The organism is Enterobacter sp. UPMP701 (assembly GCF_053709515.1).
This window is the reverse complement of sequence record NZ_JBSKJN010000007.1, coordinates 1-16,194: the sequence shown is the minus strand read 5'-3', so window position 1 is coordinate 16,194 and position 16,194 is coordinate 1. Positions and strand designations below refer to the sequence as shown.

Annotated in this window: 13 protein-coding genes and 1 pseudogene; 8 read left to right on the top strand and 6 right to left on the bottom strand. The window is 55.4% G+C overall.

Annotated elements, in window-relative coordinates:
- Positions 1 to 60: 60 nt before the first annotated feature.
- From ACWKXT_RS15680 to ACWKXT_RS15660, 5 genes are all read left to right on the top strand, one after another.
- On the top strand, positions 61 to 747 hold the full coding sequence (locus tag ACWKXT_RS15680) for a hydrolase (RefSeq protein WP_047742952.1): 687 nt from the start codon (positions 61 to 63) through the stop codon (positions 745 to 747).
- A gap of 61 nt (positions 748 to 808) precedes the next feature.
- Positions 809 to 1,030 carry a DUF1427 family protein gene (locus ACWKXT_RS15675; protein WP_454528726.1) on the top strand — a complete coding sequence of 74 codons (222 nt, stop codon included), beginning with the start codon at positions 809 to 811 and terminating at the stop codon, positions 1,028 to 1,030.
- Positions 1,027 to 1,287: a XapX domain-containing protein gene (locus ACWKXT_RS15670; protein ID WP_116343926.1), complete on the top strand. Its 261-nt coding sequence runs from the start codon at positions 1,027 to 1,029 to the stop codon at positions 1,285 to 1,287. Before ACWKXT_RS15675 ends, ACWKXT_RS15670 begins: the two co-directional genes overlap by 4 nt.
- A gap of 22 nt (positions 1,288 to 1,309) precedes the next feature.
- Complete coding sequence (locus ACWKXT_RS15665; protein ID WP_454532823.1) at positions 1,310 to 1,690, top strand: response regulator transcription factor; 381 nt, start codon at positions 1,310 to 1,312, stop codon at positions 1,688 to 1,690.
- A 9-nt stretch (positions 1,691 to 1,699) separates the two neighbouring features.
- A complete protein-coding gene (locus tag ACWKXT_RS15660) occupies positions 1,700 to 7,282 on the top strand; it encodes a trifunctional serine/threonine-protein kinase/ATP-binding protein/sensor histidine kinase (protein WP_454532822.1) in 5,583 nt (1,860 codons plus the stop codon).
- 3 nt (positions 7,283 to 7,285) lie between these two features.
- On the opposite strand, the gene ACWKXT_RS15655 is transcribed toward ACWKXT_RS15660, so the two are convergent.
- Both ACWKXT_RS15655 and ACWKXT_RS15650 read right to left on the bottom strand, forming a co-directional pair.
- Complete coding sequence (locus ACWKXT_RS15655; protein ID WP_454532821.1) at positions 7,286 to 7,903, bottom strand: response regulator transcription factor; 618 nt, start codon at positions 7,901 to 7,903, stop codon at positions 7,286 to 7,288.
- A gap of 179 nt (positions 7,904 to 8,082) precedes the next feature.
- Positions 8,083 to 8,469, bottom strand: a complete 387-nt coding sequence (locus ACWKXT_RS15650; RefSeq protein WP_454532820.1) for a VOC family protein — start codon at positions 8,467 to 8,469, stop codon at positions 8,083 to 8,085.
- An 82-nt stretch (positions 8,470 to 8,551) separates the two neighbouring features.
- Here ACWKXT_RS15650 and ACWKXT_RS15645 point away from each other — a divergent pair.
- Positions 8,552 to 9,160, top strand: a pseudogene (locus ACWKXT_RS15645) (ATP-dependent Clp protease proteolytic subunit); the annotation flags it as partial.
- 73 nt (positions 9,161 to 9,233) lie between these two features.
- Here the strand turns inward: ACWKXT_RS15645 and ACWKXT_RS15640 are convergent.
- The 4 genes from ACWKXT_RS15640 to ACWKXT_RS15625 are packed head-to-tail and all read right to left on the bottom strand — an operon-like array spanning position 9,234 to position 13,980.
- On the bottom strand, positions 9,234 to 9,947 hold the full coding sequence (locus ACWKXT_RS15640; protein WP_454532819.1) for an HAD family hydrolase: 714 nt from the start codon (positions 9,945 to 9,947) through the stop codon (positions 9,234 to 9,236).
- A complete protein-coding gene (gene hypF, locus ACWKXT_RS15635; protein ID WP_454532818.1) occupies positions 9,940 to 12,318 on the bottom strand; it encodes a carbamoyltransferase HypF in 2,379 nt (792 codons plus the stop codon). The genes ACWKXT_RS15640 and hypF overlap by 8 nt, the downstream gene beginning before the upstream one ends.
- Positions 12,290 to 13,327 (bottom strand): hydrogenase expression/formation protein HypE, encoded by a 1,038-nt coding sequence (gene hypE, locus ACWKXT_RS15630; RefSeq protein WP_454532817.1) that lies wholly within the window; start codon positions 13,325 to 13,327, stop codon positions 12,290 to 12,292. The genes hypF and hypE overlap by 29 nt, the downstream gene beginning before the upstream one ends.
- Positions 13,324 to 13,980, bottom strand: coding sequence for a cysteine hydrolase (locus ACWKXT_RS15625; RefSeq protein ID WP_454532816.1), 657 nt, complete (start codon positions 13,978 to 13,980; stop codon positions 13,324 to 13,326). Before ACWKXT_RS15625 ends, hypE begins: the two co-directional genes overlap by 4 nt.
- 80 nt (positions 13,981 to 14,060) lie before the next feature.
- On the opposite strand from ACWKXT_RS15625, the gene ACWKXT_RS15620 reads away from it, so the two are divergent.
- Together ACWKXT_RS15620 and ACWKXT_RS15615 are read left to right on the top strand one after the other, a co-directional pair.
- Positions 14,061 to 14,972: a LysR family transcriptional regulator gene (locus tag ACWKXT_RS15620; RefSeq protein ID WP_454532815.1), complete on the top strand. Its 912-nt coding sequence runs from the start codon at positions 14,061 to 14,063 to the stop codon at positions 14,970 to 14,972.
- An 87-nt stretch (positions 14,973 to 15,059) separates the two neighbouring features.
- Positions 15,060 to 16,181 (top strand): ribosomal protein uL16 3-hydroxylase, encoded by a 1,122-nt coding sequence (locus tag ACWKXT_RS15615; protein ID WP_454532814.1) that lies wholly within the window; start codon positions 15,060 to 15,062, stop codon positions 16,179 to 16,181.
- Positions 16,182 to 16,194: the final 13 nt, after the last annotated feature.

The following is a 16,194-nucleotide window of genomic DNA, read 5'->3' as shown; positions in this document are numbered from 1 at the left end:
AGGGTGATTTTATCGTCGCGGCGCTCGCGGCGATTTCACCCTTAACCACTGGAAAATGCTATGACCTCTTCAAAGCTCGAAGTGTTAACCCCTGCGAACTGTCAGATAATCTTTATCGATCACCAGCCTCAGATGGCGTTTGGCGTGCAGTCGATTGACCGCCAGGTGCTGAAAAACAACACCGTGGCGCTGGCGAAAGCGGCTAAGGTGTTCAACATTCCAACCATCATCACCACCGTTGAGACCGAAAGCTTCTCCGGTAACACCTATCCGGAGCTGCTGGATGTATTCCCGGGCCAGGACATCCTGGAGCGTACCTCCATGAACTCCTGGGACGACCAGAAGGTGCGCGATGCGCTGCAGGCCAACGGCAAGAAGAAGGTGGTGGTTGCCGGCCTGTGGACCGAAGTGTGCAACAACAGCTTTGCCCTGTGCGCGATGCTGGAAGGCGACTACGAAATTTATATGGTGGCGGACGCGTCCGGCGGCACCTCCAAAGAAGCCCACGACTACGCGATGCAGCGCATGATCCAGGCGGGCGTGATCCCGGTGACCTGGCAGCAGGTGATGCTGGAGTGGCAGCGCGACTGGGCGCGTAAAGAGACCTACACCGCAGTAATGGATATCGTGCGCGAGCACTCCGGCGCGTACGGCATGGGCGTGGATTACGCCTACACCATGGTGCACAAAGCGCCGTCTCGCCAGAAGAGCGAGCACCGCACCTTAGCGCCGGTCCCGGCTCGCTAAGCCCCGCTGGCGGGCTGGTCCCTCATCCGGCTCGCCGCTGCCTCTTTCTCTGGAGTTCACAATGAGTACTGGGCTGATATCCCTTGCCGCAGGCGTGCTGATTGGCCTGATGTATGCCGTGCTGAAGGTTCGCTCCCCCGCGCCGCCCGCGCTGGCGCTGATTGGCCTGCTGGGGATGCTGGCGGGTGAACAGGCGACGCGCCATCTGTTATCACGCGACGCTGCGCCGCTGCCTCAGGCGACCGTTCCGCAGGCCAAATCGCAGACGGGAGCGACCTCATGAAAGCATGGATAATTTCTCTGGTGTGCGGCGTGGGTGCTGGGGTAATTTACGCTCTGCTCGACGTCCATTCCCCGGCGCCGCCGGTTGTCGCCCTGCTTGGCCTGTTTGGCATGCTGGTGGGCGAACAGCTCATCCCGGTGGGACGGCGTTTACTGAGTCGCGAACCGCTTACCCTCGCCTGGTTTCGTCACGAATGCGTGCCGAAAATCAGCGGCACGGCGCCTCCTGCGCCCGCGAAGGACGATCGCGACGTTTAATGTTTTGTGAGAGGAAGACAGCATGACGCTGCCGTGGCGCATTGCCATCATTGATGACGAACGTTCCGTCCGCAGCGGGCTGAGTAATCTCCTGGAGTCGGAGGGCTATGCCGCCGATACGTTTGATTCGGCAGAGGTATTTCTGAGCCATCCGCTCGCCCTGTCCGGCGCGGCGCTGGTGATCGCCGATCTCAAGCTGCGGGGCATGAGCGGCCTGGAGCTGTTTGACAAGCTGCGGCTGCTGGCCGTCCCGCCTCCGCCCGTGATCTTTATCTCCGGTCATGCTGATGAAAATATGCAGCGGTACGCTCTCAGCCTGGGCGCCGCTGCATTTTTGCGTAAGCCCATTAACATCGATATTCTGCTGGATCATATTCAGCGGGAGCTGGCCCGCCGACAATAAGGATCGCGGATGAACGAACACGAGCAGCCTGCATTCTGGCCCGCCCAGGGGAATCTTCACCAGGGGCGGGTTTTTGTCCTTAAAGAGGATGTGATTTTTACCGTGCTGGTGCAGGAGGGCGGTATCGCCTGGATGCACGCGCGACATCCTCACTCCGGCGGCTCGTTCATTATCGCCACCGCGGTGAGCGACGAAGAGGAAGAGCGGGCCACGAGGCTGCTGAAAAACGAGTTTGCGCTGCGCGACGTGCTGCAGGACAGCTGGGCGATCCGCGCCGTTGCCTCCACCCAGTACCGGGGACGCTTCGCGCTGGTGTACGCCCCGTTTGCGTTTGAGATGCTGGCGCGACGCGCGGGCAGGGCGATTTCGGGGATCGCGCGCTTTATTGAGATGGCGATCCAGATCTGCGTTCCCCTGCGCCAGATGCATCTGCAAAACTTGATCCACGGCGATATCAAACCTGGCTCGATCTTTGTTCATCACGATGCCACCTGCCGTCTGGGCAGTTTTGGTCTCTCCTGTAGCCTCTCCGGTGCCTTCTCCCAGACCCGGCTTGCCGTTTCAGGCGGTACGCCCGCGTATATGTCGCCGGAGCACACCACCCGCACCCATCGCCCGGTCGATGGCCGCAGCGATCTCTACAGCCTCGGCATGGTGCTGTATGAGCTCCTGACCGGACGCCTGCCGTTTGAGCTGGGGGAGGACGAACAGACCAACTGGGCGCACTATCATATTGCCTCGGCGCCGCTGGCCCCGGATGCGATCCGCCCGGACGTGCCGGAAATGCTGTCGACCATTATCCTCAAGCTGCTGGAAAAGCACCCCGAAAACCGCTACCAGACGGTCGACGGGCTGATTGCCGACCTCCGCCGCTGTCAGGCGACGCTGACCTGCGAGGGCGAGATCGTCGCTTTTACCCCCGGCCAGCAGGACCGTACCCCGGCGATCCATCTGGCGGACTCCCTGTTCGCGACGCATCCGCAGGCGAACGACGTCATTGCCGCGTTTGAGCGGGTGGGTCAGAATCTGGTGCCGGAGCTGGTGACGATCGGCGGGCCGTCGGGGATCGGCAAATCCTCGATCATCGCGACGGCGCTCAAAACGCTGCAGCAGCGTACGGTGCTGCTGGCGGTGGGCAAAGTCGACCAGTTTTCACCGTCGCTGCCCTACGGCGTATTAAGCTCCGCGTTCCGCACCCTGACGCTGCACCTGCTGGGGCTGCCCGCAGAGGACGTGGCGAAGTGGAAAATCCGCCTCTCGCGCGCCCTTGAAGGGTATGAGGAGCTTGCCGTCAGCCTGGCGCCCGAGCTGGGCCTGCTGCTGGAGAGCCAGCCGCGCTTCTCGGCGGATACGTTTTCCATTGATGCCCGGGCGCGCTTCAGCCATATGGTGCTGGCGCTGGTAAAAACCTTTGCCTCTCAGGGCTGCCCGCTGGTGCTGGTGCTCGACGATCTCCAGTGGAGCGACGCCGCCAGCCTGCATACGCTCAAATATCTGCTGATGAACTGCGGCGCTGTTCCGCTGCTGGTGGTCGCGGCCCACCGGGATATCGGCTCCGTGTCCGACGCCGCCCTGCAGGCGCTGCTGGCGAGCCTGCCGGAAGCGGCGCAGCACGCGAGCGAGATTGTCCCGCAGGCGCTCTCGGTGAAAGCGGTGTCCCGCTGGCTGGCGACGGTATTTCGCACCCGCAGCGCGGCGACGACCGATCTCGCCACGCTGATCCACGAGAAGACCGGCGGCAACCCGCTCTTTGTGCACGAATTTTTCCGCCGCATCGTTGATGACGGCCTGGTGGTGCACAATAAATATCAGGACAAGTGGCACTACGATCTGCAGGCGATCCGCGCCAGGCATTACACCGAAAACGTCGTCACCCTGGTGCTGGAGCAGCTTGAAGAGCTGCCCGACGAGACGCGCCGCCTGCTGGGCAGCATCGCCTGCCTCGGCGGCACGGGCGAGATGGAGATGATCTGCCGTGTGGTTGGCCTGTCGATGGCGGAAATGCGCTATGCGCTGCACCCGGCGGTGATGGCCCAGCTCATCGTGCTGACGGAAAAAAAGTATGCCTTCACCCATGACCGGGTGCAGGAGGCCGCCTTTGCGCTGCTGGATCGGCATGAGAAAAGCCATATTCACCTGACGACCGCCAGCCTGCTGGCCGACGCCGCGCGTCAGGCGGCGGGGAACGAGCTGCTGTTCCGCGCCGTTCACCACGTCACGGCCGCGCTGGACAGCATCCAGCCCGCGCCGCAGCGCCAGATGTTCCGCGAGCTGAGCCTGCTGGCCGCACGACGCGCGAAGCGTTCAGGAGACTACCTTTCGGCGCTCGGCTATATCCAGACCGCCAGAGCGCTGGGCAACGCCGGGACGGTGTCAGACTTTATGCTCGATATCGAAGAGGCGGGCTGCGAGTTTGCGCTGGGGCACCTGGAGCGGACCCGCGAGCTGTGTGATGCCATCCTCGGCTGCCCCGGCGGGCTGACCGAAAAAGCGCTGGCGGCCAACCTGCTGGTGGAGGTGTACATTCGCCAGTCGGACAGCCGTCTGGCGCTGGAGGCGGCGCTCTGCTGGCTGGGGATTTTTGGTATTCAGATTGGCCGCCACCCGGAAGACGCCGACTGCGACGAGGCCTGGGAACACTTCTGCAACCGCACGGCCGATGCGCCGCAGAGCCTGTTTGCCCGGCTGTCGCGGATGGATAACCCGGAAACCGAAGCAGTGATGAACCTGCTCTACAGCGCCAGCATTTGCGCCAGCTTCATCTGCCCGCGCCTGCACTTTTTGCTGCTCTGCCGCATGATGCAACTGACCCTCGACCACGGCATTACCGGCGCCTCCACCACGGCGATGGCCTGGTTTGGCGTGCTGATTGGCCAGCGCTACGCCGAGTACCGCCTCGGGTTCCAGTACGGCACCCTGGCCCGCGAGCTGGTCAATCGCCACGGCTACGACGCGTTCGAAGCCAAAACCCTGCTGCCGCTCGACCAGCTCAGCGTCTGGACCCAGCCTTTATCGTTTACCATCGAGTGCGCGAAGGCCTGCTTCACCTCGGCGGTGACCCACGGGGATATGACCATGGCCTGCTTTGCGGCCTGCCACCAGGTGATTAACTTCCTCTCGCGGGGCGATCACCTGGACGGGGTGCTGACCAGCATCGATCGCGGCCTGGCGTTCGTGCGGAAAACCCACTTCCAGGACGTGGAAACCATTTTGATGGTCCAGCGCGGCTACGTTGAGTTCCTGCGCACGCCGGTCATCGGCACCTGGACTGCGTCGCAGGTGCTGCCGGAGGCGCTGCTTCCCGCGTCGCCAGAACAGGCGCCGGAGAAGAACGCCACCATGCTGTTCTGGTACTGGCTGTATCGCGGCATGGCGCACTTTACCTGCGGCGAATATGCCGACGCCCAGGCGGATCTCGAGATGGCGGGCTGGTACGCGTGGTCTGCGCCGGGGCACATTCATCTGCTGGATTACCATCTCTACAGCGCCCTGGCGCTCTCCCGTCAGTTGACCCCTGAGACCTTCTCGGCGAATCACCGCCGCAGCATTCACGCCCACTACGACAAAATCGCCCTCTGGGCGCGCATTAATCCGGCCACGTTTGCGGATAAAGAGGCGCTGATCTACGCCGAGATCGTGCGTCTGGACGGGATGAACAGCATTGCGCTCGAGCAGTATGAGAAAGCGGTCCGGCTCTCCCGCGAGGGGGGTTTTAACCCGATCAATGCCCTGGCCCACGAGCTGGCGGGCCGCTTTGCGCTGGCCTGCGGATACCCGACCGCCTCGGACGCGCACTTCCGCGGCTCGATTGCCGCCTGGGGCCGCGCGGGCGCGCAGGCCAAGGTGCGCCAGCTGGAGCAGGATTTCCCGCATCTGCTGGCCTCCGGGCAGGCCAGCGCCTACGACACGGTGGCCTTCGCCCAGAATGAGACGATCCGCGATCTGCAGAGCGTGATCAAAGCTTCCCGCGCGCTGTCGGAAGAGATCAACCTTGAGCGCCTGATCGAAAACCTGATGACCATCCTGCTCGAACGCGCCGGGGCGCAGCGCGGCCTGCTGCTGCGCGTGAGCGAGAGCCTCATTCCGGAGATTGAGGCCAGCGCCTGGACCAGCACCGAGGGCGTGCGGGTGCGGATCCTGAAAGACGTGCCGACGGCCACCGACCTGCCGCTGTCGGTGCTGGCGGCGGTGATCCGCACCGGGCAAGAGATCCGCACCGGCAGGCCGGAGGAGTTTCATCCCTTCAGCCAGGACCCCTATCTGGTGACCTCGGGGGCGGCGGTCATGTGCGTCCCGATGTTCAAACAGGCGCGGCTGGTGGGCGTGCTGTACCTGGAAAACCGCCTGATGCCGGAGGTCTTTACCGCCGAGCACTCGCGCGTGGTGAGCCTGCTGGGCGCGCAGGCGGCGGTCTCCCTGGAGACGGCGCGGCTCTACGCCGAGCTGCTGGCGGAGAACATCCAGCGCCGCCGGGTGGAGAAAGAGCTGCGTGCCAGCCAGACCTCGCTGATGCTCGGCGAGCAGATCAGCCACACCGGCAGCTGGCGCTGGGAGCTGGAGCAGGATCTGATGTTTGTCTCGGAAGAGTACGCCCGCATTCTCGGCCTGCCCGAGCAGCAAAAGATGATCTCCATGGCGGAGTTTTTGACCTTCGTCCATGAGGACGATTACGGGCGCATCAGCGCCATCGTCACTGAGAGCGTGCGCGACGGGCTCTCCATGCGCGCGGAGTTTCGTATTAAACGTACCGACGGCTCAACGCGCTACATCCTCGGGATCGGCGATCCGGTGGGCGTGGGCAGTGAGGTGAACGAGTATTACGGCATCATCACCGATATCACCAGCCAGCGCGCCGCGGAGGATGCGATGCGGGTCGCGCAGGCGGATCTGGCGCGAGTGTCCCGGGCTACCACCGTCGGGCAGCTGACCTCCTCCATCGCCCACGAGATCAACCAGCCGCTGATGTCGATCGTCTCGAATGCCGGGGCGAGCCTGCGCTGGCTCAACCGCGAGCCCGCCCGGCTGGACAAGGTTCGCGAAGGGCTGGAGGAGATCGCCGCGGAAGGCGCGCGGGCGGGGGAGATCATTCGCAGCATTCAGTCCCTGACGCGCAAGCAGGATCCCACCTTCTCGCGCATCGACATGCACTACCTGATCCACCATATCATCACGCTCTCCCGCAGCGAGCTGGAGCAGAGACACATTAGCGTTGATTATCTTTTAAACGCGCAGGACAGCTTCATCACCGGCGACAGCGTGCAGATCCAGCAGGTGCTGCTGAATCTGGTGATGAACGCGGTAGAGGCGATGGCCGAGGTGAAGGATCGCGCCAGCACCATCACCCTCAGCACCGCCAACGCCGACGGGAAAGTGATCGTTGAGATCGCCGATACCGGCAGCGGCATTGAGCCCGAGCGGCTGGATCAGATTTTTGACTCGTTCTACTCCACCAAGCCGCAGGGGATGGGGATGGGGCTGACCATCAGCGCCAGCATCATCGAGCGCCACTGCGGGAAGCTGAGCGCGCGCCGCCGGGAGCCGTACGGCACGGTGTTTGCGTTTGCACTGCCGCTGGCGGCGCAGGAAGGGTAAAGGTTACTCTGCAGGCTGGCTTTTGGTCAGGCGCTCAACGGCCCTGACCAGCTCCGCGACGGAGCGCACCTGCATTTTCTCCATCACGCGGCGGCGGTGCACTTTCACCGTGATCTCGCTGACGCCCAGCTCGGCGGCAATTTGCTTGTTGAGCTTGCCGCTGATGGCAAGTTCAAGCACCTCGTGCTCGCGCGGCGTAAGAGACAGATGGCGCTGCTTCAGGGCGTAGTGCTCTTTATTGCGCTCGGCGTTGTGTTCCGCCAGCTGCAGCGCGGACTCGATGGCGTCAATAAGCGCGGCGGATTCGACGGGCTTGGTGAGAAATTCGTACGCGCCGCCTTTAATGGCGCGCACTGACATCGGGATGGTGCCGTGACCGGTGAGAAAAATAATCGGGATCTCGCGCCCGCTGTCCTTGAGCGCGTCAGCCACCTCAAAGCCCGAGATGGCGGGCATTTGCATATCGAGGATCACGCACGACGGCAGATCCTCAAACCGGTGTTGAAGAAACGTTTCTGCTGATGAAAAGCCGATGGCGTTTAAGTCTGCCGATTCCAGCAGCCCGATTACGGACTGCCTGACGGCGTCATCGTCATCAACCACATACACAATGTGTTCCATTCACCGCCCCGGTGCTGATTTAAATGTCGAGGATGCAAACTGTCACTACGGCTACGTAAGAGACTGTTTATGCTGACTTTCATCTTAACACATTAAATATCATTATCATTTAACAATATGATAACCATATGAAGTATAGCGAGCCGGGGCGGAGGCGGTGAAGGAACGAAACGCCGTTTTTATGCACCGACAAGCTCAATGCGGTTGCCGTCCGGGTCTGCAATCACCGCTTCATAGAAGCCGTCCCCGGTCATGCGCGGGGCGCTGAGCAGCGTACCGTTGGCCTGCGCCCGCTCGGCCATGCTGTCCACTTTTGCCTTGCTGCCGACGTTGATGGCGATATGCGCCCAGCCGACAAACTCCGGGTGCGCGGGGGCACCGGGCAGATCCGGCAGCGTCATCAGCTCGATGGTTGGCCCGTTATCCAGCGTAATAAAGTGTGATTCGAAACCGGGACGGTTTTTACTGACGTAGCGTTCATTACTGCGGCCATTAAACACCGTTTCCCAGAACCGAACCTGCGTCTCCAGGCTGCGGGTCCAGAGTGCAACATGGGCAATATTCATAAGATCCCTCGTTATTTGTCTGTGAGGACTTTCACCGGTAAAACAGGCTACACTCTGGTTTTGAGCGCGACAAGCTGAGGAAAAGACAATGCACTACACACTGAAAGAAAGCGACAAGGAAAAAGCGGAAGGGTCAAACGGCGCGGGCGCTCTGCAGCAAAAACTGCTGGAGTCCCGTTCGATTGTGATCTCCGGTGAGATTAACCAGGAGCTGGCGCAGAAGGTCATCACCCAGATGATCCTGCTGCAAAGCGTCAGCAACGATCCGATCAAGCTGTACATCAACAGCCAGGGCGGCCACGTGGAAGCTGGCGATACCATCCACGACTTCATCAAGTTCATCCGCCCGGAAGTGCACGTTATTGGCACCGGCTGGGTGGCAAGCGCCGGGATCACTATCTTCCTGGCGGCGAAGAAAGAGCACCGTTACTCGCTGCCGAATACCCGCTTTATGATCCACCAGCCGCTGGGCGGCGTGCGCGGGCAGGCGACGGATATTGAGATCGAAGCGCGCGAGATCATCCGCATGCTGGATCGCGTGAACAAGCTGATCGCCGACGCCACCGGCCAGCCGCTGGAAAAAGTGAAAAAAGACACCGACCGCAACTTCTGGATGTCTCCGGCAGAAGCGCTGGACTACGGCATCGTGGGTAAACTGATTACCCATTATGACGAGCTGAAGCTGGATTAAGTTTTATCCATCTGTAAGCCTAAAAGTTCTTGCTCCCTGTTCAAGGGGAGCAAGAATAATCCAAAGCATGTCGCTACTCGCCAGACTCAATAAATCTTTCTGCAACTAATACGTGCCCTGGGCACAATGAAATTGCGACGTTGCTATCCAGACGAGTTAATACCTCGACTCCCGTGAAATCAGGGATAACGCACCTGGCTCCATTAGCAATCAGTTCAATCCCACCTATTCCAACGCAACAGGTGCCAGCGCTCACTGCAGAAGTCACTCCACTCCTTGAATCTTCAAAAACAATGATTTTCTCGGGTGGCGTTGAGAGTCGTTCTGCTGCAAGTAGATAGGGATCAGGAAAGGGTTTACCTTTTTTGACATCATCACGCTCAACAATAACCGAAATACAGTGTTGCACCCCTAGCATGGCCGTTACACGATCAATTTTCTCTCTCCATCCGCTAGTCACTATGCCAACGCGGATTCCTACTGAATCAAGGGAAGTAATTAGCGCAGCAACGCCCGGAATAGGATCATATTCGGCTGTATTCTCAACATAAATAATGTGTGCCTGAATTTTTCTCTGCGCTTCAACAGGCAGATCACTAAAAAGTGCCTGGATAGTATGAGGTCCCGGCTGTCCGTGTATGTGCTTGATAATGTCGTCTTGCGAAATTGTCTTGCCAAATATTTCCGCAGCTTCTCGCCAGCCTCTTTCAATGACTGAGTTGGAGTCAATAAGCACGCCATCCATGTCAAATAATACGGCTGAAAAATGATTTACGTTTTCACGCATGCTCGATCTCCCTGACATCAATATGTTTTGCCTGTAATTGCCCCCTCGCTACAACAATTTGTCCTAGTGATATACCGCCATCGTTGGTGGGGACGCTCTGGTGGAAATAAGGCTTCAGACCAGCGATATTTAAACCTTCCACAGTATTAAGCAGGATAAATTCATTCAAAAATACACCTCCGCTTAATACGACCTGTCTTGTTGCGGATACTTTTGATAAACGTATACATACTGAGATGATCATATCCACAATCGTTGAATGAAAACGCCTGCTCAATAGGGGGAGATTAGGCACCGTCGTAGTAAGCTCAGACACTAATTCCCTTATCATTGGACGATAATCCACTTCCAGGTGACCATTTTTTTCCTGGATACAATATGAAAAAGGTTGTGACATGTAGAGATCGCGATTCAGTAAGGCTTCAAGCTCAATAGCCGCTTGTGCTTCATATTCGACATACGAGCAAATACCTATTAACGCTGATATGCCGTCAAATAACCTGCCCATACTACTGGTTTTGGGGGAGTTGAAATGCCTGGCAGCCATTTTAGCGTACACGCTACGCTGCTGAGCCGGCAGCGCATCAAGCGCAGGAAGATTAACGCCCTCTAAATGTTCTCCGTATAGTGCTGTTAGCAACGATATAGCAACCCTGATAGGCTCTTTAACAGCCTTGTCTCCGCCCGGAAGAGAGAAGGTACGAAGGTGTGCAGTCCTTTCAAAGCTTTTTTCATCACCGGTAAGGAATTCTCCACCCCATATGGTGCCGTCTGTTCCATATCCCGTACCATCGAAAATAACGCCGATAGTTTTACCAGAAAGCCCATTTTCTGCCATGCATGACACCATGTGTGCGTGGTGATGCTGTACCTGAATAACGTGTAGCTTTGATTGCTTTAGTGCATTACGTGTAGAGCGAAAAGAAGGATGCAGATCGCAGGCTATTGCATCAGCGCTTGCGCCAAGTAATGTTTGCAGATGGTTTACACATTCGATATGGGAATTGAACGTTTGGTCATTTTTTAAGTCGCCAATGTGTTGGCTGATGAAAACCTCTTTACCCTTAGCGATACTCACGGTGGTCTTTAGTTCAGCACCTAGCGCAATAGACTTACCTACATCAAACGGCAGATGAACAGGATAAGGAGCATACCCGCGCGAGCGTCGAATGAAAGAAAGGTGACTATGTCTTCCCTCTGGTAACGACATAACACGAACGACAGAGTCATCAACGCGCGTATGTATGTCGCGATTGTTGAGAATAAAATAATCAGCAATGTCACCTAATTGTTCAATTGCGCTAGCATTATCACAAACAATAGGGTAGCCAGAGCGATTCCCGCTCGTCATCACCAGTGCTGGCATTTTCGGATCGCTCAGCAATAGATATTGAAGCGGGGTTGAGGGTAGCATTACTCCAATACTGGGATTATGTGGTGCAACAGAGTTTGCGAGCATATTGTGTCGCTTTCGTAGCAATACGATTGGTCGCTGTGAACTTTCAAGAACTTCTTGCTCCTGCACATTTACATAAGCAATACGTGATGCACTATCACTGTTTAACAGCATCACCGCGAAAGGTTTTGAGTCTCTGCGTTTACGTTTTCTTAATTCCTGAACAGCATTATCGTTACTTGCATCGGTGACGAGATGGAATCCACCTAAGCTTTTCACGGCAATAATGGCACCTTCTTGTAACCGTGCTAGGGCGTAATCAATAATATCATCGGTAACGATTGTTGAGCCGTCGCGTTGAGTTAATTGCAATTGTGGTCCACATTCGGGACAAGCATTTGGTTGAGCATGATAGCGACGATCTTCAATATCATTATACTCATGCTGACATGCGCTACACATAGAAAAGGCACGCATCGTGGTTTTTTCCCGATCGTAAGGCATCCCTTTAATGATGCTATACCGTGGTCCACAGTTCGTACAATTTGTGAACGCGTATTTATAGCGCCTATTATTTAGTGTGTTCATTTCTTCCAGACAGTCACTGCAAACATTTGAATCTGGAGGAATAATAGTATTCATGTTGCTAAGGAGATGACTTTCACGAATGTTGAACTCGTTATACCGCTGTTCGCTTTTTTCTCTTTGTACTTCCTGAACACTGATAATTTTGGCCATAGGAGGAGGACTTAATATCAGTTCGTCAAGGAAACGGGTAATATTATCTTGTGTTGCTTGTATTTCAATTAATACGCCTTCCGAATCATTAAGGACCCAGCCTGTAGCATCAAATAACTGTGCCAGGCGATGAACAAAGGGCCTGAATCCGACCCCCTGGACGATACCACATACGCGATAACGCCGTATTAAAAGGTCATCGAATTGATTAACAGAGTCGTGGGAGTTCAGCACCATAAAGTTCCTCAATTGTTGACAGTGTTCCATCTGGCTCAAGCATGGTGACTTTTTGCTCAATGGTTGGAAGAACTTCGCCGATAATAGCCGCATTTTGGCCGAGCGGGTGGGCCCGTAAAAGCGCAAGCGCCTCATCTGCGCTATCTGGCTCAACGAACAAGCAAAGACAACCTTCATTAGCAAGGTTTATTACATCCACTCCTAGCATATTGGCAGCCATTGCTGCTTCAGGCTGTATTGGCAAGGATTGCTTCTCGCAACGAATCTCACTTCCGGAAGCTCGGGCATGCTCATGGAGAACGGCAGATAATCCGCCACGCGTAACATCCCTCATGGACGCTATTTTTCCAGCGGGAAGATTATTGAGCAGGGATCGAATCATATGGTTGAGAGGTGCGCAATCGCTCAGAATATTTCGTTCAAATCCCAGACCTTCTCTGATAGATAAAAGGTGAATAGAGTGGTTTCCAATATACCCGCTAAGAATGATTTTCTGTCCTGGACGTACATTTTTGATTGAGACCGGCGGATTTTCGAATACACCAATGCCTGCGGTATTGATAAACAACTGATCGGCTTCACCTTTACCTACGACTTTAGTATCCCCTGCTACAATTTTAATATCGGCCGCTTTAGCTGTTTCACGCACTGATTCAATAATCTTGATCAGGTCTGACATTAACATGCCAGCTTCAATGATCAGACTGAGCGTCAGATAAAGCGGTTTTGCTCCGCTTACAGCGAGATCGTTGACGGTACCACATACCGCAATTTTTCCTATGTCGCCATTGCCGTAGATGATCGGCGTTACGACAAAAGAGTCTGTAGTGAATGCGAGCTTACGGGAAGGTAATTCCAGCAGTGCGCTGTCTTCCATTGTTCCAAGGTAGGTGTCTCCCAGAATATGCGCTATCAACTCAACCAATTCACGACTTAATCGAGCACCAGTACCATGATCCAGCACGACAGTCTCTGTTGTGTTACCTTCAATTTCTAAAACGTTGCTCATGATCCTCTCCTTTCACTACGTTCCGGAAGATCATCATGTTTTTCCAACAAAGAAAGGATCTCAGAGGAGGATGCGACAGTAGCGCAATAACTTGAAAGCCATTCCAGAGCACGGGCTGTATCTTCTGAGGAAGGGGCGAATACACAGTCTTCCGGGACCCAAACATTGTATCCGCGAAAAAATGCATCTGCAGCCGTTGTCTGTACGCAAACATGGGTTTGCAAACCCGTAACGATGACTGTTTTGATTCCGAGTTCCTGTAGCGTCTCATCAAGGTTATTGTTGAAGAAACCACTATCTCGACCTTTTACAACGATAAGGTCTGATGAATGGCATATACTACTGATAATTTGATTTTCAGGTCTTCCGGCTAAAGCGGGAATGCCCGCAGCGCGGTTTTTATAGCGCCGTTGAACAGCGGGATCGCAGGGGTCATTTATGAGTTGCAGATGAATGACCGTTTGATTTTGTTTTCTCACGCCGTCTAAAAAGGCATTGAAAGCTGTCAACTTTTGCGCGAGTTCTGCTTCAGAATACGTAATTTTATAAGTGAACTCATACTGCAGATCGTTAGTCAGTACAGCAACATTTGGCATTTTTATATATTCCTTTATATTCATATAGTGAATTACATAAATCTTACTGCCAGACACGGTTTCTTATTTGGCAGGTATTTTCTATAATGTGTTTATGACGTGTTCTTGTAAAATTCCATTTTTTCAGGGTTTGATAAATGAAAGGAATCGATATCAAGTTGTTACGGGCGTTTGTAACACTTGCAGAGCAGGGGAGTTATCATCGCGCTTCGCGGTTGTTGTTTTTGACGCAACCCGCGTTATCAAAGCAGATAAAAATGTTAGAGACGCTTATTGGCGGTCCTCTTTTCACTCGCGGTCGATATGGCGCAATGTTAACTGAGCACGGCTGCCAGCTTTTTTTAAAGGCAAATGAGTTACTGAAGATTCATGCTGATTTTTTGAATTATGCCGAAAAACTATTTAAAGATAACCATGAAAAACTTATGCTTGGTTTTGGGATTTCAACTTTTCATACAGTACCATTATGGATAAATACCTTCCGGAATAAATTTTCGGCGTGTGAAGTAAATATAAGCAATCTCCCCTCAGGTGTGCAGCGTAAAATGCTACTTGAAGGAACACTCGATATCGGCTTCTTCCGGATGCCAGCTGGCAATGAGTTAACCTCTAGAGTGCTGTACAAAGAAAAGTTGATACTGGCTATACCATCAACTTATAAAAAGGATATTACACATATCCGTGATGTGCTATCTCAGTATCCTTTATTACAATTAACTCCTGCTGTTGGTCCATGTCTTGCAGAACAAACTACTCAGTTTCTCCTTACCAACCAATTACATGCTGACCCTGTCTCGGTGACAGATGATATGCCAACTCTGCTGGCATTGATCGCGGGGGGAAATGGAGTCGCTTTTTTGCCTGAAAGCGTAAGGCATTTTTCACCAGAAGGAGTAAGGCTTATTGCACCTGACCTGGAATCACTGTACTGGGAAATTTGTGTGGCGTGGGATCCTAGAATAATACGTCCATATCGGGATGAATTTTTACGCATTGTTGAAGCGCATACGGGAAAAGATTTGATGCGATCTCATAATTCCGTCCGTTGAAGAGTCTTCGACATTGACCCATGACAAGGCAGTTTGATGCGCTCTCTTCCATAATCGCGCCTGTTTCCCCTCTCACTGGTGCTACCCATGGCGTATCAACTGAACCTGAACTGGCCGGAATTTCTTGAAAAATACTGGCAAAAACAACCCGTAGTGCTGAAAAATGCCTTCCCAAATTTTGTCGATCCGATTACCCCGGACGAGCTGGCAGGGCTGGCGATGGAGCCGGAAGTCGATAGCCGTCTGGTGAGCCATTTCAACGGCAAATGGCAGGCCAGCAATGGTCCGTTTGAGCACTTTGACGATCTGGGCGAAACCGGCTGGTCGCTGCTGGCGCAGGCGGTGAACCACTGGCATATGCCTGCGGCGGAGCTGGTGCGTCCGTTCCGCGTCCTGCCGGACTGGCGTCTGGATGACCTGATGATCTCCTTCTCCGTGCCGGGCGGCGGCGTGGGTCCGCATATCGATCAGTATGATGTGTTCATCATTCAGGGAATGGGCAGCCGCCGCTGGCGCGTGGGTGACAAGCTGCCGATGCGTCAGTTCTGCCCGCATCCGGCGCTGCTGCATGTCGATCCGTTCGAGCCGATCATCGACGAAGATCTGGCCCCGGGCGATATCCTCTACATCCCGCCTGGATTCCCGCACGACGGCTTTACCCATGAAACGGCGCTCAACTATTCCGTCGGATTCCGTGGGCCGAACGGTCGCGATCTGATCAGCAGCTTCGCCGATTACGCGCTGGAAAACGATCTGGGCGGCGAGCACTACAGCGATCCGGATCTGACCTGTCGCGAACACCCGGGCCGCGTGGAGCAATACGAGCTCGATCGCATTCGCCAGATGATGATCGACATGATCGGCAAGCCGGAAGATTTCACAAAATGGTTCGGCAGCTTTGTCTCGACGCCGCGCCACGAGCTGGATATCGCCACCGCCGAGCCGCCGTACGCGCCGGAAGAGGTGCTGGACGCGCTGCAGGGCGGCGAAACGCTGTCTCGCCTGAGCGGCCTGCGCGTGCTGAACATCAACGGCAGCTTCTTCATCAACAGCGAACAGCTGGAGACGGTAGATGCGAAGGGTGCGGATGCACTGTGCCGCTACACCGAGCTCGGTCAGGCCGAGCTGGGCGATGCGCTGAATAACCCGGCGTTTGTTGAAAAGCTCACCGGGCTGATTAACCAGGGATACTGGTACTTCGACGAGTAGTACTGCATGGTTT